Annotated in this window: 17 protein-coding genes and 1 pseudogene; 10 read left to right on the top strand and 8 right to left on the bottom strand. The window is 35.2% G+C overall.

Going from position 1 to position 24,870, the window contains the following annotated elements; translation table 11 throughout:
- Window positions 1-24: 24 nt before the first annotated feature.
- Window positions 25-738: pseudogene (locus EYD45_RS00285) on the top strand (YifB family Mg chelatase-like AAA ATPase); the annotation flags it as partial.
- A gap of 1,120 nt (window positions 739-1,858) precedes the next feature.
- Here EYD45_RS00285 and deoD read toward each other — a convergent pair.
- Together deoD and deoC (EYD45_RS00295) are read right to left on the bottom strand one after the other, a co-directional pair.
- Window positions 1,859-2,557, bottom strand: a complete 699-nt coding sequence (gene deoD / locus EYD45_RS00290) for a purine-nucleoside phosphorylase (protein WP_130962349.1) — start codon at window positions 2,555-2,557, stop codon at window positions 1,859-1,861.
- A gap of 9 nt (window positions 2,558-2,566) precedes the next feature.
- On the bottom strand, window positions 2,567-3,232 hold the full coding sequence (gene deoC / locus EYD45_RS00295) for a deoxyribose-phosphate aldolase (RefSeq protein ID WP_130962350.1): 666 nt from the start codon (window positions 3,230-3,232) through the stop codon (window positions 2,567-2,569).
- A 174-nt stretch (window positions 3,233-3,406) separates the two neighbouring features.
- Here deoC (EYD45_RS00295) and EYD45_RS00300 point away from each other — a divergent pair, with 174 nt between their 5' ends.
- The 6 genes from EYD45_RS00300 (at window position 3,407) to EYD45_RS00325 (ending at window position 11,430) form a co-directional block, all read left to right on the top strand.
- The gene (locus EYD45_RS00300; RefSeq protein WP_130962351.1) at window positions 3,407-4,537 is read left to right on the top strand and encodes a DUF2891 domain-containing protein; all 1,131 of its coding nucleotides are present in this window, start codon (window positions 3,407-3,409) and stop codon (window positions 4,535-4,537) included.
- A gap of 88 nt (window positions 4,538-4,625) precedes the next feature.
- On the top strand, window positions 4,626-7,859 hold the full coding sequence (locus tag EYD45_RS00305) for a S41 family peptidase (protein ID WP_130962352.1): 3,234 nt from the start codon (window positions 4,626-4,628) through the stop codon (window positions 7,857-7,859).
- 26 nt (window positions 7,860-7,885) lie between these two features.
- Window positions 7,886-9,115, top strand: a complete 1,230-nt coding sequence (locus EYD45_RS00310) for an Nramp family divalent metal transporter (RefSeq protein WP_130962353.1) — start codon at window positions 7,886-7,888, stop codon at window positions 9,113-9,115.
- Window positions 9,115-9,855: a 5-oxoprolinase subunit PxpA gene (pxpA, locus tag EYD45_RS00315; RefSeq protein WP_130962354.1), complete on the top strand. Its 741-nt coding sequence runs from the start codon at window positions 9,115-9,117 to the stop codon at window positions 9,853-9,855. Before EYD45_RS00310 ends, pxpA begins: the two co-directional genes overlap by 1 nt.
- Window positions 9,856-9,857: 2 nt before the next feature.
- Window positions 9,858-10,589 (top strand): 5-oxoprolinase subunit PxpB, encoded by a 732-nt coding sequence (gene pxpB, locus EYD45_RS00320; RefSeq protein WP_130962355.1) that lies wholly within the window; start codon window positions 9,858-9,860, stop codon window positions 10,587-10,589.
- On the top strand, window positions 10,582-11,430 hold the full coding sequence (locus tag EYD45_RS00325) for a 5-oxoprolinase subunit C family protein (protein WP_130962356.1): 849 nt from the start codon (window positions 10,582-10,584) through the stop codon (window positions 11,428-11,430). Before pxpB ends, EYD45_RS00325 begins: the two co-directional genes overlap by 8 nt.
- Here the strand turns inward: EYD45_RS00325 and deoC (EYD45_RS00330) are convergent.
- Together deoC (EYD45_RS00330) and clpB are read right to left on the bottom strand one after the other, a co-directional pair.
- Window positions 11,420-12,163: a deoxyribose-phosphate aldolase gene (deoC, locus tag EYD45_RS00330; RefSeq protein ID WP_130962357.1), complete on the bottom strand. Its 744-nt coding sequence runs from the start codon at window positions 12,161-12,163 to the stop codon at window positions 11,420-11,422. The two genes, EYD45_RS00325 and deoC (EYD45_RS00330), sit on opposite strands and share 11 nt — an antisense overlap.
- Before the next feature lie 317 nt (window positions 12,164-12,480).
- Window positions 12,481-15,084 carry an ATP-dependent chaperone ClpB gene (gene clpB, locus EYD45_RS00335; protein ID WP_130962358.1) on the bottom strand — a complete coding sequence of 868 codons (2,604 nt, stop codon included), beginning with the start codon at window positions 15,082-15,084 and terminating at the stop codon, window positions 12,481-12,483.
- Window positions 15,085-15,431: 347 nt separating this feature from the next.
- Between clpB and ytxJ the strand changes: the two genes are divergently transcribed.
- On the top strand, window positions 15,432-15,821 hold the full coding sequence (gene ytxJ, locus EYD45_RS00340; protein WP_130962359.1) for a bacillithiol system redox-active protein YtxJ: 390 nt from the start codon (window positions 15,432-15,434) through the stop codon (window positions 15,819-15,821).
- Window positions 15,822-15,915: 94 nt separating this feature from the next.
- Here the strand turns inward: ytxJ and EYD45_RS00345 are convergent, their stop codons facing one another.
- The 4 genes from EYD45_RS00345 to EYD45_RS00360 form a co-directional block, all read right to left on the bottom strand.
- Window positions 15,916-16,668: a LamG domain-containing protein gene (locus tag EYD45_RS00345; protein ID WP_130962360.1), complete on the bottom strand. Its 753-nt coding sequence runs from the start codon at window positions 16,666-16,668 to the stop codon at window positions 15,916-15,918.
- Between the two features lie 98 nt (window positions 16,669-16,766).
- A complete protein-coding gene (locus EYD45_RS00350) occupies window positions 16,767-19,154 on the bottom strand; it encodes a T9SS type A sorting domain-containing protein (RefSeq protein WP_130962361.1) in 2,388 nt (795 codons plus the stop codon).
- Window positions 19,155-19,230: 76 nt separating this feature from the next.
- Window positions 19,231-19,851 carry a response regulator transcription factor gene (locus EYD45_RS00355; protein WP_130962362.1) on the bottom strand — a complete coding sequence of 207 codons (621 nt, stop codon included), beginning with the start codon at window positions 19,849-19,851 and terminating at the stop codon, window positions 19,231-19,233.
- 52 nt (window positions 19,852-19,903) lie between these two features.
- The gene (locus EYD45_RS00360; RefSeq protein WP_130962363.1) at window positions 19,904-22,759 is read right to left on the bottom strand and encodes a sensor histidine kinase; all 2,856 of its coding nucleotides are present in this window, start codon (window positions 22,757-22,759) and stop codon (window positions 19,904-19,906) included.
- Between the two features lie 24 nt (window positions 22,760-22,783).
- On the opposite strand from EYD45_RS00360, the gene EYD45_RS00365 reads away from it, so the two are divergent.
- Window positions 22,784-23,179, top strand: coding sequence for a gamma-glutamylcyclotransferase family protein (locus EYD45_RS00365; protein WP_130962364.1), 396 nt, complete (start codon window positions 22,784-22,786; stop codon window positions 23,177-23,179).
- Window positions 23,172-24,860, top strand: coding sequence for an RluA family pseudouridine synthase (locus EYD45_RS00370; RefSeq protein WP_130962365.1), 1,689 nt, complete (start codon window positions 23,172-23,174; stop codon window positions 24,858-24,860). Before EYD45_RS00365 ends, EYD45_RS00370 begins: the two co-directional genes overlap by 8 nt.
- Window positions 24,861-24,870 lie beyond the last annotated feature (10 nt).

The following is a 24,870-nucleotide window of genomic DNA, read 5'->3' on the forward strand; positions in this document are numbered from 1 at the left end:
TTCTGTATTCAAACCTCTATATTATATAATATTACAAATGTAGCCCTAGTTGGTGGCGGTAGTTACCCACAACCCGGAGAAATTTCATTATCACATAATGGTGTGTTATTTTTAGATGAATTACCAGAATTTAAACGTGAAGTTTTAGAAGTTATGCGTCAACCGTTGGAAGACAGAGAAGTCACGATTTCTAGAGCGAAGTTTACCGTAACTTATCCATCATCTTTTATGTTAGTAGCCAGTATGAACCCGAGTCCGGGAGGGTATTTTAACGATCCTGATGCTCCCGTAACCTCTAGTCCTGCTGAAATGCAACGGTATTTGGGTAAAATTTCTGGTCCGTTATTAGATAGAATTGATATTCATATTGAAGTGACGCCAGTACCGTTTGATAAATTAAGTGATGATAGAAAAGGAGAATCTTCCGTGGATATTAGAAAACGTGTTTCCCAAGCCAGAGAACTACAAACCAAACGTTTTGAAGAATCTGATAGTGTGCATTATAATGCACAAATGAATGTAAAACAAATAAGAAAACATTGTGTTTTGGATGATGCTTCAAAAGAATTGTTGAAAACAGCTATGGAGCGTTTGAATTTGTCTGCGAGAGCCTATGATAGGATTTTGAAAGTTTCTAGAACAATTGCCGATTTAGAAGGTTCAGAACAAGTGAATGGTTCTCATATTAGTGAGGCTATACAGTATCGAAGTTTGGATCGTGAGGGATGGTTGGGTTGATTCATTCCTGCGGAGGCAGGAATCTTTTCATTCTTACTCAGAATGCCACTAGTTACAAACTAGCGGTAGCGGGGGAAAATCCCAGCATTTTACACATTGCCGAGGGAATATAAATACTTCAATAATAAATCCACCACTACCAGAAAATAAATCTATTGAAACAATTTATTGACAAGGTGGACTGGTAATGAATAATTCTTCAATCGTTTTACTAATAATATTACTACCATTGAAACATTTTTTATTAACAATAGATATATCAATTAAATTAAAAAAAGAATCATTAATACCTAAATACATTGGTATTCATAAATAATAGGAATTTAATTTATTCTATTATAACGATTGTTAATATCTATCAATGTATATAAAAGTATATACATAAGTATTATATTTGTACCATACAACAAACAAAGTTGTATAAATAAAAAAAGACCACTTCAATACAACTGAAGTAGCCTTTTAAAATTTTCAAACATAACTTCAACACAAAAGAAGTTTTGATTTACTTTTTACCAAAAAAACATAGAAAAAAGGAATGTATTTAAGACGTGCATTCCTTTTTGTTTTTGTGTCAAACAAAGATAGAATTTATAATTGTGTTTTTGAAAATAGATTTTCTAAATTTTCTTAAATAGAAATCATAATAATCTGATAAACAGTGTTTTATTTATTTGTCAACATAAAATAGTTAACAAATTTTAGGATTTTTATATTATTGTAAAATAATTCTTACAATTGTAATTCTGTTAATATTTAGTGATTGATAGGGAGGCTAAAAAGAACTTATCAAAAGCCAAACAACCAGTTAATTACAAAATATATTAAAACTAGGAGCTAGCAAATCAACGATGCTATTTGGTCTGACCAGCTTTTCCCCGCTACCGCTAGTCTGTGACTAGTGGCGGTAAGAGTAATTAACACTAAAATGAAATCTTTTCAATTAGTTAAATTCAAAACACATTTAACTAAAAGTTAGCAAATCAACGATGTTATTTGGTTTAAAACCATAGCCAGCAAACAAGCGCGTTAGGGATTGAACGGCATGTTGGAGCTCCTCGCAGAGAGCGACTAGTGAAAGCCCAACCCTTGTGGGTAACGCCCAAGAAAAACATAGCAGTTAAGCTAATTCAATAGCAATTTCTACCATATCCTTAAAGGTGGTTTCGCGTTCTCTGGCTGTAGTGCGTTCGCCAGTAACTAAGGAATCGGAAATGGTTAAAATGGTTAAGGCCTTAACGTTGTGCTTTGCAGCAATGGTGTATAAGCCTGCAGTTTCCATATCTACACATAGTACCCCGAATTTTGACCATTTTTTATAGGATTCGAAATCGTCTGCATAAAATTCATCCGAGGTAAATACATTGCCCGCTTTTATGGGAATTTGTTTTTCTTTTGCGGTTTCTACTGCTTTTTGGAACAAATCGAAATTGGCAGTAGGGGCATAGTCTGCACCGCTAAAGCGCAATTCGTTAACGCCAGAATTTGAGGATGCCGCCATTGCCAAAACAATATCTCTGATTTTTATGTACTCTTGATAGGATCCAGAAGTGCCAACACGTATTAGGTTTTTTACATCATATTCTGTAATAAGTTCATGTGCATAAATGGATATAGAGGGTACGCCCATGCCTGTACCCATAACGGAAATACGTTTCCCATTATACGTGCCGGTATACCCCAACATGCTTCTTACCTTATTAAAACAAAACGGGTTTTCGAAAAAGGTTTCGGCTATCCATTTGGCTCTTAGTGGATCTCCAGGAAGTAAAATAGTTTCTGCAATGTCTCCATGTTTGGCTTCTATATGAATGCTCATAACTTTAAATTAATAGGTTGAATTTGACGTTTCTCCATTTACTATGGCTACACCTGATGATGTGCCTAAGCGTTCTACACCAAGATTGATATATTCCAAAGCGGTTTTGGTGTCCCTAATCCCTCCTGAGGCTTTTATTTTCATGCAATCACCACATACGCTTTTCATGAGTTTAATATCATTTACCGATGCGCCTCTGGTGCCAAACCCTGTGGAGGTTTTAATAAAGTCGGCGCCACTTTGTACCGCCAGCTCACTGGCTTTAATAATTTCGATGTCTTCTAGATAACATGTTTCTAAAATTACTTTTAAAATATTATGGGGTAATTGACGTTTTACGGCTTCAATATCTTTCCAAACGGCATCGAAATCCTTGCTTTTTAAAAGTCCGATGTTGATAACCATATCAATTTCATCTGCTCCTGCTTCTAGCGCTGTTTTGGCTTCGGCTACTTTAGCTTGGGTACTCGCTGCTCCTAAAGGAAAGCCTACTACGGTGCATACTTTAACATTGGTTTCATTTAGTTGGGCTTTGGCAAGTGCTACATAACTGCTATTTACGCAAACTGAGAAAAAATTATGAGTTTTGGCCTCTTCACATAAGTTTAAAATCTGCTGTTTTGTGGCATCGGCCTTTAAAAGCGTATGGTCTATATAGCGGTTTAAAGATTTCATAGATAAGATTTTCCTGTTTTACAAAGGTATTTATTCTTGTTGTAACCTCATTTCATAATAGAAGAATATTTGGACATTGACAGCGCAAAAATGGGCTATTGAAAATGTAAGTTGTTATTTATTTGGGAAATCACACGAGGTAAGGTAAATTTAGCCTATTCTTAAAATAGATATATGAAACAGTACCTTCCCATCATTTTAACGATAGTTTTATTTAGTTGTGATGCTTCAAAAAAGAAAACAAGTGCTAATGAAACCGCTGACGATACTTCTGAAATAAATGCAGGCATTAGCAAGGAAGTACCAAAGCTAGATTTGGAACAAGCCAATAAACTTGCAGAGTTGCCCTTGCACTGTATCAACATAGAATACCCAAATCGTTTATCGCAGACCTTGGGCGGTGATGAAGATTTAAAATCTCCCACAACCTTACATCCTGCGTTTTACGGTTGTTTTGATTGGCATTCATCAGTTCATGGGCATTGGAGTTTGGTGCGTTTGCTAAAATCCTTTCCCAATTTGGATGATGCTGAATCTATAAAAGCGAGATTGCTCAATAATATATCTAAAGAAAACATTGAGGCAGAAGTGGCTTATTTTCATGGTAAGCATAATAAATCTTATGAGCGCACCTATGGTTGGGCGTGGCTTTTAAAACTTGCGGAAGAATTGCACACTTGGGATGACGACACAGCAAGACAGCTAGAAGCCAACTTGCAACCGCTTACCGATTTGATTGCTGAAAAATACATTGAGTACTTACCAAAGTTGAATTACGCGCTACGGGTAGGAACGCACACGAATACAGCCTTTGGATTATCATTTGCGTATGATTATGCCAAAACTGTTAGGCATGAAGACTTGAAAAGCGCAATACAAGATAGAGCCTTGTTTTTCTTTAAAAATGATGAACATTGCCCGATATCTTGGGAACCTAGTGGGAGTGATTTTTTATCGCCATGTTTGGAAGAGGCTGCTTTAATGAAACGTTTATTACCATTAGAAGATTACAAAGTATGGTTAGAAAACTTCCTGCCACAATTAAAGGATAAAGGGTTTAATATGGAAGTCGGTTTGGTTTCTGATAGAACCGATGGGCATTTGGTGCATTTAGATGGTGTTAATTTTTCCCGTACATGGAATTTATACAAAATTGCTGAAGATATGCCAGAATACCACCATCTTAAAGCTGTTGCAAATCAACACATTCATTATTCACTTCCCAGTATTTTTGGTGACGATTACATGGGCGGGCATTGGTTAGGTAGTTTTGCTATATATGCATTGAATTCTTCTAAATTGTAATTGTTTTTTGTTAAACATATTTTAATTTATCCAGATTTAAGAGGGGTAAGTTTTATTTTTACGGGAATAACTAAAATAACCCATGAAAATGAAATTTACTTCAAAGCTATTTACAATTATAGCTCTAGTATTTGCAGGTATAGGGATGGCTCAAAATCCCTTAATTAATTTCCCAGCAATTAGTCCAGATGGACAAACCATTGCGTTTAACTATCAAGGTGATATTTGGACAGCAAGTGTTAATGGTGAAAACCCAAGACGTTTAACGGTTCATGAAGCCTATGATACTAAACCCGTTTGGAGTCCTGATGGAAAACATATTGCGTTTATTAGCGAGCGTTTTGGCAATAATGATGTATATGTGATGCCCGTTACTGGCGGGATGCCAAAACGACTTACGTATCATTCCGCAAGTGACGTTATTACAGATTACACAGCCGATGGATACATATTATTTTCTACAAGAAGAAATTTTGTTCAGGTAGAACGTGAAGGTGAAACGCATATTATTAGTGAAGATGGCGGAACGCCAAAGCGTTATTTAGATGCCACTGGTTTTGATGCTGCACTGTCTCCTAATGGGAAATTTGTGGTATTTGTTAAAGGTAGTTGTAGATTGGAAAGAGAGGCATACAGAGGTCCTGCAAATAGGGATATTTGGTTGTACGATATTAAGAATGATAACTATACAAAGCTAACCGATTACGACGGAAACGACTTTTATCCGCAATGGGGTGATAATAACACGATTTATTTTCAATCCTCAAGAAGTGGTAAATACAATGTACATCAACTTAAAATAAATGATTCAGGAGCAAAAACAGGTGCAGTTTCCCAAATAACAGATTTTATAGATATGGGGATTTTTTCATATCAAATCAGTAAGAATGGCACCGATTTGATAATGACAAAGGGTAATACTATTTATGTGGTTAATGCAAAAACAAAAGCTCAAAAAAACGTAAATATAGATATTGCCTCAGATTATAGATTTGACCCTGTGGTGCATAAAACATTCAGTAGTAACGTTTCGGACATCGCTATATCTCCAAACGGAAAATATGCAGCAATAAACATTAGAGGTGAAATATTTGTTCGTGAAACTGCGAAAGATAAAAAGCGTACGGTTAATCTAACAAAATCCTCGTTTAGAGATACTGATGCTACATGGTTAAATGACAGTACGTTGCTATTTATCTCAGATAGAGATGGACAGAAAGATGTCTATTTGGTGAAGTCTGATAACGACAATGAATCAGACATCTTCAAAACATTGAAACATAAAATAGAGCGCATTACTAAAACTACCGATGATGAAAATAACTTGGTGCTGTCTCCAGATGGCAAATCAATTGTATACAACCTTGGCAGAGGGAAATTGGTAGTTGCTAATATTGACAGCAAAGGTAAAATGTCTAACAAAAAAACACTGTTGGACGGATGGGCAACTCCTAGTGGTGCCTCGTGGTCTCCAGATTCTAAATGGTTGGCATATAGCTTAAGCAACTTAGATTTTAATTCTGAAATATACATTCATAAAGCTGATAATAGTAGTACGCCCATAAATATTTCAATGCATCCCAAGCAGGATAGAGGTCCGGTTTGGAGTCCTGATGGTAAAAAGTTGATGTTTTCTTCAAATAGAAATAATAGTGATTACGATGTGTGGTTCACTTGGTTAACTAAAGCCGATTGGGAAAAAACAGCAGAGGATTGGGAAGAAGATACAGACGACTCTAAAGAAAAAGACAAAAAAGGGGATAAGAAGGATGACAAGACTAAAAAGGATAAAAAACCAAAAGTAAAGCCTACGGTTATCGATTTTGATGATATTCACGAGCGTCAGGTTCAGGTAACGTCTTATGTTGGCGGAGAGTTTGGACAATTATTTTCAAAAGACTCCAAAACCATCTATTACACTACAGGCAATGGCAGTAGAGGTGATGCAGAAACCGAGTCGGACCTATTCAAAATCAAATGGGATGGAAAAGACAGGAAAGCGTTAACTACCAAGAGTACGCGCCCATCAAACATTACTGTTGATAAAAAACGATCAAAACTTTATTTAACAAAAAGAGGGAGTCTAAGCAGTATTAATCTATCTAACGATAAAAGCGAATCGTTATCATTTTCTGCGAAGATGGATATTGATTATAACATAGAATCCCAACAGATTTTTAACGAAGCTTGGAAAGCGATTAATGATGGGTTTTACGACCCTAATTTCCATGGACAGAATTGGGAAAGCTTGAGAAAAAAATACGAGCCTTTGGCTTTAAATGCCTCAACAAGAACAGATTTTCAACGAATGTTCAATTGGATGTTAGGGCAAATCAATGCGAGCCATATGGGGCTTTATCGTGTTGAAACTAGAGAAGACCTACAACGGGAGCGCACAGGTTTATTGGGTGTAGAGGTAGAGCCAACATCTAATGGGAATTTAAAGGTAGTTTCAGTGGTACCTACAATGCCTGGAGATAGAAGTTCTAGTCAAATCCTTTTAGGAGATGTGATTACTTCAGTAAATGGCAATGCTTTAAATAAATCTACTAATGTTTATGAGTTTTTAGAAGGTACGGCTAACGAAAAAATCTATCTTGAAATTAATAGAGGCGGCACTTCTAAAGAAATAGTAATACGGCCGAAAAGTAGCAATCGCGCCGAAAACTACAATGCTTGGGTGAAAGAGCGCAAGCGCTTAACCGATAAATATTCCAACGGAAAGTTAGGATATATACATATTCAAGGGATGAATTGGACGAGTTTTGAGCGTTTTGAAAGAGAATTGACAGCTGCTGGTTTAGGTAAAGAAGGTATCGTAATAGATGTAAGGTTTAATGGTGGCGGTTGGACAACCGATTATTTGATGGCTGTACTAAACGTGAAACAACATGCCTATACAGTACCAAGAGGCGCAGCAAAAAATTTAGAAACGGAGCAAACTAAATTTATCAATCACTATCCTTACAGCGAGCGTTTGCCTTTGGCATCATGGACCAAACCTTCCATTGCACTTTGTAATCAAAATAGTTATTCAAACGCTGAGATCTTTTCTCATGCTTACAAAACATTAGATATTGGTACTTTAGTAGGTGTGCCAACATTTGGTGCTGTAATTTCTACTGGTGGTACAGGATTGATTGATGGTTCTTATGTAAGAATGCCGTTTAGAGGGTGGTATGTTAAGGCAACAAAAGAAAATATGGAACTAGGACCTGCAGTACCAGATATTGTGGTGTACAACAATCCTGATGACAAAGCGAAAAACAGAGATACACAGCTAAAAAAAGCCGTTGACGAATTATTAACGCAATTAAAATAGTATCTTAGTTAGAAGATCTATTTGAATTGAAAAAATTTTTTAAAAATATTGGACCTGGGCCATTGGTAGCAGCAGCTTTCATTGGCCCAGGAACAGTTACGGTCTGTACGTTATCAGGTGTGCAATTTGGGTATGCATTGCTTTGGGCAATGGTGTTGTCTATTTTCGCTACAATAGTATTACAAGAAATGACTGCGCGATTGGGGCTTGTAACACAACGTGGACTTTCTAATGTCATCAGGCAAGAAATCAAATCTCCTTTCCTTAAATTTTCAGCAATAATTTTGGTGATTTCTGCCATAGTTATTGGTAATGCAGCTTATGAAGGGGGGAATATAAGTGGTGGTGTTTTAGGTTTAGAAACGCTATTTGGTGCATCAACTATTCCATTTGGTAGTTTTCAACTAAATGGTTATAGTTTCTTAATTGGAATTTCAGCGTTTATCTTGCTATACATTGGAAATTATAAAGTTTTGGAGCGCGCTTTAGTCATGTTGGTCATTTTAATGAGTTTAGCGTTTTTAACTACTGCAGCCTTAACCAAGCCAAACCTTTCTGAGTTGTTCAAAGGCGCATTTGTCCCACAATTTCCTAGCGGTAGCACCTTGTTAATTATAGCGCTAATTGGTACAACTGTAGTACCTTATAATTTGTTCTTACATGCGTCTTTGGTAAAAGAAAAATGGCAAGATGTAAAAGATTTAAAACATGCTAGAGCAGATACCTTTTTAGCCGTAATTCTTGGTGGTTTGGTATCCATGAGCATTATAGTTGCGGCAACTTCTATACAAATTGATACCATTCGTAATGCTGCAGATTTGGCTTTAGGTTTAGAGCCCTTGTTCGGTAGTTTTTCAAAATACTTCTTGGCTATGGGTTTATTCGCGGCTGGTATAACAAGTGCTATTACTGCACCTTTGGCAGCGGCCTATGTTGCTGCTGGTTGTTTTGGGTGGAATTCTAATTTGAAATCGCTTAAGTTTAGAAGTGTTTGGATATTGATTTTGGTAATGGGCGTTGTGATTTCTTCATCGGGCTTAAAACCTATCGAAATTATTAAATTTGCGCAGGTGGCTAATGGTTTCTTACTTCCAATAATTACGGGATTTTTGTTGTGGGCAATGAATAGAGCACAATTATTAGGAAAACATAGAAACACTATTTTGAATAATGTTTTTGGTGGAGTTATTTTTGTGATTAGCCTATTGTTGGCCTTAACGGCACTTAATAAGGTATTTGATTTAAACCTGTTGTAATGCAAAACCGTTCCATAGACATAAATGCTGATTTAGGTGAAAGTATTGGAAATGAAGCACAACTAATGCCTTTTATTTCTTCTTGCAATATTGCCTGCGGTGGTCATGCAGGCGATGTTAAAACTATGAAAATGGTAGTGAAGCTTGCCAAGAAGCATCAAGTTAAGATTGGTGCGCATCCCTCATTTCCAGACGTTGAAAATTTTGGTAGAGTTGCAATGGAAATGCCCTGCGCAGCCCTATTTAAATCTGTTTTAGATCAAATAAACGCACTACTTAAAGTACTAGAAGAAGAAAATGCCAGTTTGCATCATGTAAAACCACACGGAGCACTGTATAATATGGCGATGAAAGACGAGAAAACGGCAAAAGTAATAGTTGAGGTGATGAAGAGTATGCATTTACCTGTATTTCTTTATGTGCCCTATAAATCGGTTATTGCTAAAATTGCCACTCAACAAAAGATTCCCATAATTTATGAAGCCTTTGCAGATAGGAATTACAATGATGATTTGACTTTAGTTTCCCGACAGAAAGAAAATGCACTTTTGCATAATGAGGACGATGTATTTCAGCACGTATTTAGAATGGTTTCTAAAGGAAAAGTAAAGACAATTACTGGGAAAGAAATCGAGATTAAAGCTCATACATTTTGTATTCATGGTGATAACCCAAAGGCCATTGGATTGGTGAATAAATTAGTAAGTAATTTAAAGTCTAAAGGAGTTTCAATTCAATAAAAATGACATACGAATTGAAATATATACCCTATGGAGAACAGGCAATTCTTGTGGAATGGCCCCAAAGGATTGATATCCTTATTTTGAATGACATTGTTGCTTTTAAATCGAAAGTGATACATAGTGAACTTGGAAATCTTCAAAGTTTAAACCATGGTTACGCTTCACTTTCAATCTCATATAAGAATGAAAATTTTGATTTTTCGTCTGAAGTTAAATTGTTAAAAGAAATCTATAAGTCATCAAAAGCTAGAAAAATATATAAAAGACAATCATGGAAAATTCCAGTGTGTTATGATACCCATTTCGGTATAGATTTGGAAATACTTTCTAGGGAAAAACAGTTACAGATTGATGACATAATCACTAAACACTGTGCTTCTATCTATACGGTATTCTTTATAGGCTTTTTACCTGGGTTTTTATACTTGGGCGGTTTAGATAGCGCATTGTTTACTCCTAGAAGAGCTACACCAAGATTAAAAATCAAGAAAGGCAGTGTGGCCATTGGAGGAGAGCAAACGGGCATTTATCCTATGGAAAGCCCTGGTGGTTGGCATATCATTGGTAATTGTCCGATTAATTTTTTTGATAGTTCAAAATCTGAACCCTGTTTTGCTAATGCAGGTGATAGCCTAAAATTTTATCCAGTTTCAATCCAGGAATATGAAGATATTAAGGTTTTGGTTGATGCTGGGGTGTATCAAATAGAAAGTGAGGTGCTATATGATTAAGGTTTTAAATGCAGGATTCTATTCCTGTATACAAGATTTTGGGCGAATAGGATATCAGCACTATGGTGTGCCTGTTTCTGGGGTTATGGATAAAAGGGCAGCAAGTGTAGCAAACGCTTTGGTAGGAAACGAGAAAAGGGCTGCTGTGATGGAAATTACCATGAGTGGACCAAAATTAAAATTTGAAAACAATACTACAATCGCTATTACTGGCGCAATAATGAATCCATCTGTAAATGGAAAACCAATCACTAACAACAAATGTTTGTCTATTAAACAAGGCGATGTATTAAGTTTTGGTAGGTTAGAATCAGGCTTTCGATGTTACCTAGCAGTTTCAGGAGGTTTTCAAACACAAGAAGTTTTGGGAAGTAGAAGCATGTATAAAACTATTACACCATTTCAAAGTATAGAAAAACAAGGTGTTTTAAAAATTAATTTTGGTATTCGTGTTAATGAGCAACGATTTTCAGGATTAAGGGTAGATGATACTTATTTCGAGTCTTCGGATATTGAAGTATTGCCCGGGCCAGAATTTACATTTTTGTCAGAAGTTCAAAAAGAAAAGTTATTCACTTCGAAATTTACCATTTCTAAAGAGAATAATAGAATGGGATATCAGCTTAACGAAACCGTAGCAAATGATTTAAAGCAAATTCTAACATCACCCGTAATTCCGGGAACGGTTCAACTTACGCCGTCAGGGAAATTAATAATTTTAATGCGGGATTGTCAAACCACAGGTGGATACCCGAGGGTTTTGCAACTAACCGATTCTGGAATAAATACTTTAGCTCAGAAGTATACTGGAAAAACTATTAATTTTAGGCTTAAAGCTTAACCTTAATATCTTTAAGTACCTCAAGTGATACTTCACTTTTTTGCGAGGTTTCCATATAGCGTCTATAAATCTTAGAATTTCGCTTTTGAAGTGTGTCTTTTTCAGGTCGTAGAACAGTTGACGTTCCTATTCTATCTGCACCAGACTCTAAGTATTTTACTGCTGTTTCAAAATCTGAAACACCTCCGGATGCTTTAACTTTTGCTCTGTCTTTTACGGTCTTTTTCATGATTTTCACCGCAGTAAATGTAGCACCACCAGAGGCAAATCCAGTGGATGTTTTAACGAAATCAGCATTGGCATCTACCGCTATTTCGCAGGCCTTAACAATTTCGTTCTTGTTTAGCTCAGAAATTTCTATAATTACTTTTAAGGTCGTGTCGCCAACTGCACGTTTCACATCAGATATGTCCCTTAAGACTGAAACATAATTTCTACTTTTTAGGTACCCTAGGTTAATTACCATATCTATTTCATCTGCACCGTCCTCTATGGCATTTAACGCTTCAGATATTTTACTTTTTGTAGACATTGCCCCCAAAGGAAACCCTACTACCGTACATACTTTTACATCGGTATCTTTTAGAAGTTCTTTGGCTAACTTCACGTAAGTTCCATTAACGCAAACTGAAAAATATGTATTGGCTTTAGCTATCTTACACACATTAATGATATCTCTTTCTGTAGCAGTCGGTTTTAAAAATGTGTAATCTATATAATTAGATAAATTCATAAAATAAAAGTAGGTTTCCTTTAAACATTAATACTCTTTCATATGTTCTTATTGGGGCGATAAGACTGCTGTGAAATTAAAAATTTAAGTCTAAACGGAGAGGTGCCGTTTTATATTTTTATCAACAGATTAATAAACATTTAAAATTAAGCAATATTATATAGTATGAATGTTTTTTAGGGTATTATTCGATGAAAGGAATTATTATTTGGGTTTATATCCAACATTTATAATGAACTATTAAAAAAAAAGCAACGTTCGTCAAAAACTTTGACTCCCGTTGCTTTTCAAACTAACCAACCAAACTAAACTTATCTTTATATTTCTTCTACTAGGTCGCTTTGATTTCTAAAAACTAACATGTCGTCAAAGGCATCCAACAGAATAATACTATCTGTCGTTACTTTGCCTGCTAGAATCTCTTTACTCAAAGCATTCAGTACCTCTTTTTGTATCACGCGTTTTACTGGTCGCGCACCATATTCAGGATTATAGCCTTTTTGTGCTAGATAACTTACGGCTTCTTTTGTAGCATCAAAAGTGATGTTTTGTTGCCCTAACATTTTAGTGACGTTTTTTAACTGTAAGCCAACAATATCGACGATGTTTTCCTTACTTAATGGCGTGAACATTACCGTATCGTCAATCCTGTTTAAAAATTCAGGACGTACACTTTGTTTTAGCAATGCCAGCACATCAACCTTGGCAGCTTCAATGGCAGACTCAATATCTTTTGTCGCTTCAAAACGCTCTTGTATGATAGTGCTTCCCATATTTGACGTCATGATGATAATTGTATTTTTAAAATCGGCTACACGTCCTTTGTTATCCGTTAAATGCCCTTCATCCAATACTTGTAATAGTATATTAAATGTGTCTGGGTGTGCCTTTTCAATTTCATCCAGTAGCACTACAGAATATGGTTTGCGTCTCACAGCTTCAGTTAACTGACCGCCTTCATCATAACCTACATATCCTGGAGGTGCACCAACCAATCTGCTTACTGCATGACGTTCTTGATACTCGCTCATGTCAATTCTTGTCATTGCACTTTCATCATCAAACAAGTATTCTGCCAGAGCCTTTGCTAACTCTGTTTTACCAACGCCTGTTGTTCCAAGGAAAAGAAACGTTCCAATCGGTTTTTGTGGGTTTTGTAACCCTGCGCGACTACGTCTTACAGCATCGCTTACGGCCTCGATGGCTTCTTCTTGCCCTACCACACGTTTGTGCAATTCATCTTCTAGTTTCAAGAGTTTCTCACGCTCACTTTGTAGCATTTTAGTTACTGGAATTCCCGTCCACTTTGCAACTACTTCAGCAATATCATCATAGGTTACCTCTTCTTTTATCAAAGAATTTTCAGATTGCTCTTGGAGTTGCTTTTGATATACTTCCAATTGCTCTTGAGCTTGCTTGATCTTGCCATAACGCAATTCTGCCACTTTGCCGTAATCACCTTCTCGTTCTGCCTTTTCAGCCTCAAGCTTGAAGTTTTCAATATCCTGTTTTGTGTTCTGGATATTGTCCACCACCTCTTTTTCACTCTTCCATTTGGCGTTTAGCTCGTTGCGCTGTTCTTTCAAATTTGCTAAATCTGCTCTCAAAGATTTTAACTTCGTTTCATCTTTTTCACGTTTAATGGCCTCAATTTCAATTTCTAACTGCATAATCTTTCTATCCAAAACATCTAATTCTTCTGGTTTAGAATTGATTTCCATACGCATTTTAGAGGCAGCTTCGTCCATTAAATCGATGGCCTTATCAGGTAAAAAACGGTTTGTAATATAACGTTGCGATAATTCTACAGCACCAATAATGGCATCGTCTTTTATACGCACCTTGTGGTGTGTTTCATACTTTTCCTTAATACCTCTTAATATGGAAATGGCACTTTCAGTATCTGGCTCGTCCACCATTACTTTTTGGAAACGACGTTCTAAAGCTTTGTCTTTTTCAAAATACTTTTGATATTCATCTAAAGTGGTTGCACCTATGGCTCTTAATTCGCCACGTGCTAAGGCAGGCTTCAATATATTTGCCGCATCCATAGCGCCTTGTCCGCCACCTGCTCCAACTAAAGTGTGTATTTCATCAATAAAAAGTACAATGTCGCCATCGCTAGTTGTTACTTCTTTAATCACTGCTTTTAGGCGCTCTTCAAACTCACCTTTGTATTTTGCACCAGCAATAAGTGCGCCCATATCTAAAGCGAATATTTGTTTTTCCTTTAAATTTTCTGGAATATCCCCATCGATAATTCTATGTGCCAAACCTTCGGCAATCGCTGTTTTACCTGTTCCGGGTTCTCCAACCAAAATAGGGTTGTTTTTTGTTCTTCGGGATAGAATTTGAAGAATTCTTCGTATTTCCTCGTCCCTACCAATTACAGGGTCTAGCTTTCCGTCCTTTGCCAGTTGATTTAAGTTTTTTGCATATTTGCTGAGCGAATTATAAGTTTCTTCTTGACTTTGAGATGTTACATTTTCGCCTTTGCGCAATTCTTCAATGGCTGCTTTTAACCCTTTTTCGGTTACACCTTGATCTTTAAGCATCTGTGCAATTTTACTGTTTGATTTAAAAACTGCAATTAGTAAATGCTCGATAGATACGAAATCATCCTTCATCTTTTTTGCAATGATAGAGGCTTCATTTAAGGTTTTTCCAGCTTCGCGGGATAGCATAAGGTCCGTTCCTGAAACTTTTGAGAAACTTTCCAGTTGCTTATCTAGGGCTTGTTTGAGTATTGAAACATTTACATTCAATTTTTTTAAAATGAATGGTAGTACATTTTCATCTACCTCGAATATGCCCTTAAAAATATGCTCATTCTCTATTTGTTGATGCCCATATCCTTGCGCAATTTGTTGCGCCTGTTGGATGGCTTCTTGAGATTTTATAGTATAATTATTAAAATTCATAGTTGTATTGTGTTGTTTTCTTTTTCGTTAACTTTACGCTCTTTAAAGGTCAATAATCTTACCATTTCTAAAAGCACCAAGTTTTAAGACAAAATGTCTTGAACAACAATAAAACAGGTGACTTTTAGTCAGGTGTAAGCTTTAAAATAATAACCGACCTAAAGTATTGAGTAAGCACATAAGAGTGGCGCGTTAGGGGTTGAGGGATTTGTTGAAGCTCCCCGACGCAGGAGGGAGCGACTCCCGAAAGCCCGACCCTCCCGATAGCTATCGGGAATGGGTAACGCCATAATCTTTATACAATTTAATGTAAGATGTGTCGTTTTAATTAAAATTAATAGCAATTTATGGGATTATTAAAAAAAATTTTTGGAGGTGAGAAAGTGGTTAAGGAGGAAAAAATATTGCCTTGGATTCCCTTGAATGATCTCAAACAAATAGACTACATTAAGAAGAAATCCGGTATAAAAACACAGGTTATTTTTAAACATTCTACGCGCTGTGGCATTAGTAGCATGGTGCAACGTCAATTTATTGACGATTACAATTTTAGCGAGAAAGAATTGGATTTATACTATTTGGATATTTTGAGTTACCGACAACTATCTGATGAGGTTGGATATAAGTTTCAATTGATACATGAATCGCCACAATTGCTGGTTATTAAAAATGGCGAATTGGTAGCCCATGCCTCTCACGGACAAATTAATCAGGTGGATTTGAATAGGTTTATTTAATAATAAACAAGGCCTCTAGATTTTACCAGAGACCTTGTTTTTGGGGACTTAAAGCCAATTTATGATTAACCGACTTGCTATATAACCAATCTAATTATTCGTAAATATATTTGAAAAGCTTGTTTATATCAGCAGTATTTAATGCTCTGTTATATATGAAAATATCGTCTATATAACCTTCAAAACGATAACTTTCATTATAATTTACACCGAGTAAGAGCGTACCGTTAACTTCAAAATCCTGATCAGTAAAAGCACCACTATACACTTCAACACTGTTTACATAAATTTTGATAGTGTTAGTATCTGTATCTTTTACGTAAACAAAGTGTGTCCAAGCATCGCGAACTGGAATGGTTTCATTTATTCCTGTACCATTGTTTGGATTGTAGTTTGGATACACGTACTGCATATTGCCATACTCTGATGCATTCATAATAATACCATGGTTGTGATTATCGCTAGAAGATGAGCCTACTCTCTGATCGAATAAATCGTAACGTGATTGCATCCCGGTTCGTATCCAAAACGATAAGGTTGAGGATTGCATTGGCTTAAAACGCACTTCGTTAGGAAATGCAATGACAGCATTAAAACCGTTGAATGCAGCGGCGCTATTTTGGACTCCATTTCTATCTTCTTCATAAATAACATTACTGTCATCTGCATGATATTCGTTACTAGAACTATCGTCTGCACTGTTATTAAATAGATAGTAGGCTAATAATCCTTCTGAAGGAAATGGACTATCGTCTACAACTTCTTGAGTATTACTATCGTCGTTATTACTACACGAAAATACAAGTAATAACATAAAGGCTAAGGGTTTAAAAAATGTTGTTTTCATTTTAAATGATTTAGGGTTAAATAAAGTATTAGGGTTAAGAGTGAATAAAATGCAAACAGAAAAATTTCTAATTTGTACTTTTTAAGGTTATCCAACACTTATTTTTTTACGAGTTTTATAGTTGAACTTGAGTTATCTGCTTTGACTTGAAGCAAGTAAATCCCATTAATTAAATCTGAAACATCAAAATGTTTTAATGCAGGATTGAGTTCTTTTATAAATTGCCCCTGTAGGTTGTATAGTTTAAGGCTTTTGATGTTTTGGTTATTATATTCTAATAGCAATTCAGTTTGTATTGGGTTTGGATGAATTTTGATATTATTTGAAGTGAAATCTTCTATGGAGAGTGATGCACAGTTTTCTGAATATGCTGTACCAGCATCTTTTTGCCACATAAAATATGGCACGTTCCCACCATTGGCATCGGCCTCATTATCTACCTCAATGCAACCTAAATTTGGACTACCAACAGTGTTTACAATTAAGTTATTACTTTGATTTGTACCGTTTTTTACATTTAGACTTGTTAAACTTGTACTGCCACAAACGAGGTCTGCCAAATTAATAAAGCTTGAAAAATCTAGTGTGGGGATTGCATTATTACTACACCTAATCAAATTTGTAGAACTAGGTATATTTGGAAAAGTAGTGAATAAATTATCTGAAATATCTACTACAATTATGCTACTTATGTTAGAGAAATCTAGAGCGGACAGATTGTTATTATTCACTTCCAATGTGTTTAGATTATTAAGGTTTAATAAATCGAGCGTGGATAGATTACAATTATTGGCCATTAGCGCAATTATTGGACTGTTTGCCCCAACTGTAATTGCCGTTAAACCTAGATTGTCATTGATGCTAAAGGAAGATAAACTTGTGGCTGGAGATACATTAATGGTATTAAAATTATTATTGTTTAGATTTAAAATCTGCAGATTAGTAGAGCTAGAAAAGTCTAAAGCAGACAAGCTATTAGTGGCCATATTAAGTGTTTGCAAATTAGGCACACCTGTAATATCCAACGTTGAAATATCGTTACCTGACGCATTTACTTCTGATAAACTATTATGAGTGCCTAAAGTAAATGTGTTAAGGAAATTGTTGCTCAAGTCGATATGCTGTAAAGCAGGGAACGCACTTAAATTTACCGAAGAAAGTTGATTGTTCATTCCGTAAATGTACATTAGGCTTGGTAACGAAGTTCCTAGGGTGAGTACATTCACTTTATTATTTCTAAAATCTAAAGTTTCTAACATGGTGCAGTTAGAGACGTTTATGTTGCTCACATTCCCTGTATTTCCGTTACCAATGTTTAAATTTGTAAGGCCTGAACATTCAGACAGGTTCAAGGTTGTCAAACTATTATTTGGCGAAATAAATAGTGTTGTTAATACCGTTTGATTTGATAAATCTAAAGTGCCAATAATCGTATTTTCAGACCTAAAATCGGTAAGTGTACTGGTCGGGGTTAAAGTGATACTGGATAGGTTGCTACTATTATTGCAATTAACATCTATAATATTGGATTGATTGCTTAAATCTAAACTGGTTAGCCCTGAGTTTCTAAATAGTACTACTTCCAAGGCAGTACAATCGGATAAATCTACTGTGCTAAACACAGTGTTTTCAGCATTTATAGACCTTAACGCACTAGTGTTACTAAAATCGATACTCGTTATTGGAGCATCTTTTACGTTGATGGTTTCTAAGTTTGTATTACTTGATAAATCTACGGTTGCCAGTCCAGAATTTCCACCCAAATTTAGGGTTTTTAAGTTGGCCTGTTTTGATAAATCTATGCTAGACAAGGCGCTCATACCATCTGCTCTAAGTCGCTCTAGTGAAGAATTTGTCGGCAATGTTAAACTGCTTAATATTGTTGAGGAATAGATTTCTACATCAATTAAATTGAGACAGTTGGACACATCAAGAGCTGTTAATTTGCTGCCATAGGCAATAAGGTTTTGCAACGCTGTACTGTTTGAAAAGTTAATAGTAAGACCACCAGCGGGACCAATACCAAAAATGTTCAAATCTGTTAATCCAGAATTAAGTGTTAATTGCGTTTGTGCTGTATTTTGACTAGCTATCAATGTCTTTAAAGCCGTATTTGCTGATACATCTAAGGAGGTTAAGTGTGCGTTTCTACGATACATTAAATATTCCAGATTGGTCAAGGCACTTAAATTGATAGAAGTTGCAGTAGCTTGATTGATGGACGTTGGTCCTGATGCAGTGATTCTTAACTCCGTAAGATTAGTAAAGGCTTCGATACCACTCCAGTTGCTTACAGGTACTTCTGAAATTAGTAATGTAGTTACGCTCTGGGCGTCGGCATTTAAAATATTACCATTTGCGCCATTAGTGTCAATACCTTCAGAAATCAAAAAATTTTCAAATGTTGCATCGGGTATTGCTGTTGTTTGTGCATTGAGAAAACTGCACAAGAAAACACATAGAGTTAATAGGTAAGTTTGTTTCATAATAAATTTGGTTTAAAATTATGAGTCAAAACTACCAGTATAGCCCTTAGCTTGGACTACATAAAACATGTAGATTTTATATTAAGCGCTCTCTATTCGCCTTTTCTATGGCCTCTTCTCGGGTGCAAACTTGAAGCTTTTCATAAATGTTTTTAATATGAAAACGAATGGTGTTTATACTAATAAATAGGGTTTCGGCAACACTATTGTAACTTTTACCTGATGCTAAAAGCGTTAATACTTCCGTTTCCCTTTCGGACAAAATGGAGTTGGTGGATTTCCTGAAGGATTGCACAACCATTTTTGCAATATTAATGCTCATTGGTGCCCCACCTCTAATTACCTCATTAAGTGCAGAAGTCAGCTGTTGCTGTGAAGTGTTTTTGGTAATGTAGCCTGAAGCACCAGCACATAATGCCTCAAAAACTGTTTTAGAGTTTTCGTAAACCGTAACTATAATAACATCAGTTTTTGGGTTTAGTTGTTTTATTTTCTTTGTGCCCTCTACACCATTCATTTTTGGTAACTCAATATCCATTAAAACAACCCTCGGCATATCATGCTTTAGATTTTCAATGGCATCTTCACAATTATCATACAAGGCAACTACCTTAAAATCATAGGTTTTATCAATAATTTTTTTATAGCCTTTCGCTAAGGGTGCATTATCTTCAATTATTACAATATTTTGTGACATTAGCTTGTATTATTATCTAAAGATAAAGTTGTTTTTTAAATTCATAACTACATTAATCATGTGGTTTTCCAATAAATGTAATAGTCGTACCACTAACAGAATTAATTTTTAGTTGACCCCCAATAACTTCGGCTCTGTATTGAAGATGCTTCAAACCATTACTTACTGATATTTTCTCTAAATTAAAGCCTACGCCATCATCTTTACAGCTAATACTTAAAAGGTTATCATTATAGTTAAAGGATATGCAAGCCTTTGTGCACTTTGCGTGTTTGGCTACATTGGTAATAGCCTCCTTAAAGATGTATATAAGTTGTTTGCTCCAATAATAAGGGAGCTTTATATTTTTGCTGATATTTTTTTCAACTTCAAAAACAATGTTGAATTGTTTTAGGTAATCTTCACCAAAATCAGAAATATAGGTAATAACCTCTTCTAAATAATCGCTCTCCGTTTTTAATGAAAATATAAAATCCTTTGTACCCTTGTACAGGTAATCTGCATCTGAGGAAATTTGCGATAACAGTTCCTGATGCTCTGCGTTCAAATTGGTAGAATCATCTTCCAATAGGTTTGATAAAATAGATATGCGAGCCAATTTGTTTCCTAAATCGTCATGGAAATCTTGAGCGATGTTTTGCCGCACAGAAGCCAATTCATTCTCCAGTTCATCACGCTTTTTTATGGCGATTTGTAGATGTCTAGTTTTAAGTTTTGATTGTTTTAACCTTTTAAGTATGAGCATAATAATTGATAAAGCAATTAAAAAGCTAATAAGTAGGAGTAGCCAAGTTTCTTTATACCAAGGTATGGAAATGGCAAACGTATAATTTTTTGAATATGTCCAATTACTATCAACTGTTTTTGCTCTAAACTTTAAGGTGTATTTTCCCTTTTTATAGTTGCTAAAGTTTAACATTCCTTTTGGGGTTTCTACAGTAATCCAGTTTTTGTTGTTAAGCTTGTACTGATTGATAATTTTATTTCTGTTGAACGAAATTGTATTATAAGAAAATTGCTTATGCTTTTGTTGAATATTTAAAATTGGAGGTATTGTTTTTTCAGGAAGTTTGTTGTTCATAAGTATTGCAACACCTTTGTTTCCAGCAATCCATATATTTTTATTGTAATCTTCTTTAATCTTGCTAACGTATGAGGATAGTAATCCGCTTTCACTAGTTATATTCCTGAAACCTCCATTTTTATAGATTGAAACTCCGTTTTGGGTACCAATCCAAATATTATTATCATGGTCTAAAAAAAGGGAATTAATTTGTGGGCTTACAAGGTCATACTTGTTATTTACAATAAAACTTTCCTTATCTAAAAAAGACCAGAGCCCCATATTAGTACCCAGAAATATAGAATCTTCTTTTTTAACTGCAGCATTAATAATGCTGTTGTCTAAAAGTTCAATACCTGTAAAATGTTTTTCAAGAATATTTTTTGTTGCATTATAAAAATAAAGCCCTTCATTTGTGGTAAAATAAAGCCTTTCACCACACTCAAAAGCGTCAAAAATATTGAATTGTAATTTGTTGTAGGGACAATGTATTGACACGTCCCTAAACTCAATTTTGTTACTAATAACTACCAGCCCGTGTTTTTCTAGTTTAAACCTGCGGTATCCATACGCTTCGCTTATGGTTTCATTAAAAAAATGCGTTGAGTTAAAATCAAGAGAACTTACAATAACGGTATCCTCTATATTGATAAGGTGCTTGCCAAAACCATTTAACGCATGAACATCTTGGATTTTGTTATTTACTAAAGTGAATACCTTTCTATTAGATAATAAAATGACTTGGTCATCTATAAACTCCACATCAATAATATTCTTATCCAGAGGTATGTTTTTAATGCCTTCATTCTTAGGAAAAATACAGTAGAGTCCATCACCAAAAGTTGAAATCCAAAGATTTGATTCATTATCAAATATAAAATCTGAAATGGTTGATTTTATGTTGTAAACTTTACTTAAATTTCTTAAAACTCTGGTTTTTAAATTATAGGAGAAAAATTGCATGAAACCTTTATTATCGGCACTCATTAGATAAACCCAATTCTCTTTAACATTGAGTTTTATAATTCTTGTATTCCCAATATTTAACGCTATGCTGTCAATAATTTTATTTGTGTCAAATAGAATTATTTTGTTTTCATTTCCAGCCACAAATACAGTTTCGTTATACTTGGTCAATGCGGTAATAACCTTTTCGCTTAGAAAAGGAAATTTTAACTTTTTTTTGTCTTTTTGCTGTACATAAATCCCTTTAAGAGGTTCTCTGAATTTGCGGGAAGAAAACATGTAAAGACAATCTTCAATTACTTTAAATTCTATAGAATGAAGATTTACATGATTTACTGAAAACTCTTCTAATTCATGGTTAGCAACTGGTTTATAAACTCTTCTTTTATGGTGAATTGTAGAATTACTATCCTGCCAAAATATATTATTTCTATAATCGTGATAGTTGTATATCGTGTCACTAAATATTTCTATGTTGGAAAGCTTCTTTGGGCTTTCGAGATAATAACTAATTTCTTCTGTGAAAGGGTTTAATATATTCAATCCCCCTCTCCAAGTGGCTATGGCTATATTTTTGTTAGATAGCTCATCAATATCGATAATATAATTCGAAGACAAACCATCGTTAGAGGTGTAGATTTTAAAATCTGTACCATCAAACTTTACAAGGCCATTATCCGTTCCTATCCAAATAAAACCACGACTATCTTGAAATACGCCATACGCAACATCATGTGGTAATCCGTTATTTGTGGTGTAGTGTAATATTTTTTGTTGCCCAAAAACGGCAAAAGTTAATAGAGACAGTAATATGAAGCAGATATTTTTCAATAACACAAAATACAAAAAGAAAAATATTCTATTGCCTACATATTTCATGTAGTTATTTTATATTTAAAACCTATGGAGTATTTATTTGTTTACGGTACTTTACAAGACATTTTAGATAATGAAATGTCCAGGTTTCTTTCTACAAATTCTGAAATATTTGGAAAAGGCTTTATCCATGGCAAACTCTACAAAATATCGTGGTTTCCAGGTGCTGTTTTAAGTAAAACGCCTTCTGAAAAGGTGTATGGTTCAATTTTTAAATTAAAAACTATAGAAAATACCTTTAAGGTTTTGGATAACTATGAAGGTTGCGACGCTAATAACCCTAAAACAAGTTTATTCTTTAGGGAAACAACAACAGTTTTTTTGGAAAATGGAAATATTATCAATGCTTGGGTGTATCTTTACAACCAAAATGTTGATGATAAAAAACGGATTTTTTCCAGAGATTTTTTGAAAGATGCATAAGCTAAATTTTACAGATACATTTTTTCACGAGCTTAATCTTGACAATGATGTTTTGTTGCCCAAACAATTCACATTTCCGTTTTATTATAAGCCCCATGCGTTAAGTGTTTTGGCTGCCCAAGATTTGCAAGCCTATTTGGAAACACAAACTGATTTTGTGCATAATTTTGGATTAGACGCTACAGTGAAAGGCTTACAAATAGGGAAGATGTTTGGGGTTATGGTAGTACGAGATAAAAATGGAAACTTAGGCTATTTAGCTGCGTTTTCTGGAAAGTTGGCCGAAAGTAATTACCATAGCGGTTTTGTGCCTACAGTGTACGATACACTTGATGAAAACGGATTTTATAAAAAAGGTGAAGCTGAATTAAATAGGTTAAATGCAGAAATTGAAGCTTTAGAAACTGCACCAGATTTTGGTGAGGCGCAACGTTTTTTAAAGCAATGCGAATTAGATTATGATACCGAACTTAAAGCGTTTAAAACAAAACTTAAAGTAGCAAAAAAGGCACGAAAGCTACAGCGAGAAACTGCCTTAAAAGAAATGCCTACGGAAGCATACGAGAATCTAATTGAAGATTTAAAAAACCAAAGTATTTACTATCATTTTCGGTTAAAAGATTTAAAAACCGATTGGGGTGCCAAAATTGAAAAGGCAAAAGGTAAATTAGATAAGTTTATAGCTCCGATTGAAGCTTTAAAAGAAAAACGAACCAATTTATCTGCTACTTTACAAAAACGCTTGCATGAACAATATCGATTTTTAAATGCTGAAGGCGATACTAAGGATTTGCTGGATATTTTTAAGGATGCGATGGTGCCTCCACCAGCTGGCTCGGGCGAATGTGCTGCGCCAAAGTTGTTTCAATATGCTTATGAAAATGCGTTAAAGCCCATTGCTATGGCAGAGTTTTGGTGGGGTGCTTCACCAAAATCAGAAGTTCGGAAACACAAACAATTTTACCCATCGTGCCGCAGCAAGTGCGAACCTATTTTAGGACACATGATGCAGGGTTTAGATGTTGAAGAGAGCCCTATTGGTGCAGTAGCAGACTACAATGCGCCATTAGATATTGTGTATGAAGACGATTATTTATTACTCGTTAATAAGCCCCATGAGTTTTTATCTGTGCCGGGGAAACACATTCAAGAGTCGGTTTTAACCAGAATGAAACGCTATTTGCCAAAAGCCAAAGGGCCGTTATTGGTACATCGATTAGACATGTCTACCTCTGGATTGCTTTTAGTTGCTAAAAACGAAAAGACCCATAAAAATCTTCAAAAACAATTTATAAACCGAACCATTAAAAAACGCTACGTGGCTATTTTAGATGGAGAAATTACATCTGCTAAAGGTGTTATAGATTTACCACTGCGTGTAGATTTAGATAATCGCCCGCAGCAATTGGTATGTTACGAGCATGGTAAACCTGCACAAACTAAGTTTGAAGTTGTATCTGTACAAAACGGTAAAACCAGAATCAATTTTTATCCTATAACAGGAAGAACGCACCAACTCCGTGTGCATGCAGCACATGTGGATGGTTTAAATACGCCAATTCTTGGGGATGATTTGTATGGTGTAAAAGGTGCGCGTTTGTGTTTGCATGCAGAACGTATTGCATTTACACACCCTGTAACGCAGGAGACTATGGACGTGGTTTGTGAGGTGCCGTTTTAAGATGATCTTT

The organism is Hyunsoonleella flava (assembly GCF_004310325.1).
GTDB lineage: Bacteria > Bacteroidota > Bacteroidia > Flavobacteriales > Flavobacteriaceae > Jejuia > Jejuia flava.

What these genes read in the sequence shown, in the direction of transcription:
- EYD45_RS00345 (WP_130962360.1), bottom strand. Translation starts at nt 16,668, where the DNA reads ATGAAAACAACATTTTTTAAACCCTTAGCCTTTATGTTATTACTTGTA.
- EYD45_RS00370 (WP_130962365.1), top strand. Translation starts at nt 23,172, where the DNA reads ATGCATAAGCTAAATTTTACAGATACATTTTTTCACGAGCTTAATCTT.
- pxpA (WP_130962354.1), top strand. Translation starts at nt 9,115, where the DNA reads ATGCAAAACCGTTCCATAGACATAAATGCTGATTTAGGTGAAAGTATT.
- EYD45_RS00325 (WP_130962356.1), top strand. Translation starts at nt 10,582, where the DNA reads ATGATTAAGGTTTTAAATGCAGGATTCTATTCCTGTATACAAGATTTT.
- EYD45_RS00305 (WP_130962352.1), top strand. Translation starts at nt 4,626, where the DNA reads ATGAAATTTACTTCAAAGCTATTTACAATTATAGCTCTAGTATTTGCA.
- EYD45_RS00365 (WP_130962364.1), top strand. Translation starts at nt 22,784, where the DNA reads ATGGAGTATTTATTTGTTTACGGTACTTTACAAGACATTTTAGATAAT.
- EYD45_RS00355 (WP_130962362.1), bottom strand. Translation starts at nt 19,851, where the DNA reads ATGTCACAAAATATTGTAATAATTGAAGATAATGCACCCTTAGCGAAA.
- pxpB (WP_130962355.1), top strand. Translation starts at nt 9,858, where the DNA reads ATGACATACGAATTGAAATATATACCCTATGGAGAACAGGCAATTCTT.
- deoC (WP_130962357.1), bottom strand. Translation starts at nt 12,163, where the DNA reads ATGAATTTATCTAATTATATAGATTACACATTTTTAAAACCGACTGCT.
- deoD (WP_130962349.1), bottom strand. Translation starts at nt 2,557, where the DNA reads ATGAGCATTCATATAGAAGCCAAACATGGAGACATTGCAGAAACTATT.
- EYD45_RS00300 (WP_130962351.1), top strand. Translation starts at nt 3,407, where the DNA reads ATGAAACAGTACCTTCCCATCATTTTAACGATAGTTTTATTTAGTTGT.
- EYD45_RS00360 (WP_130962363.1), bottom strand. Translation starts at nt 22,759, where the DNA reads ATGAAATATGTAGGCAATAGAATATTTTTCTTTTTGTATTTTGTGTTA.
- EYD45_RS00350 (WP_130962361.1), bottom strand. Translation starts at nt 19,154, where the DNA reads ATGAAACAAACTTACCTATTAACTCTATGTGTTTTCTTGTGCAGTTTT.
- ytxJ (WP_130962359.1), top strand. Translation starts at nt 15,432, where the DNA reads ATGGGATTATTAAAAAAAATTTTTGGAGGTGAGAAAGTGGTTAAGGAG.
- clpB (WP_130962358.1), bottom strand. Translation starts at nt 15,084, where the DNA reads ATGAATTTTAATAATTATACTATAAAATCTCAAGAAGCCATCCAACAG.
- deoC (WP_130962350.1), bottom strand. Translation starts at nt 3,232, where the DNA reads ATGAAATCTTTAAACCGCTATATAGACCATACGCTTTTAAAGGCCGAT.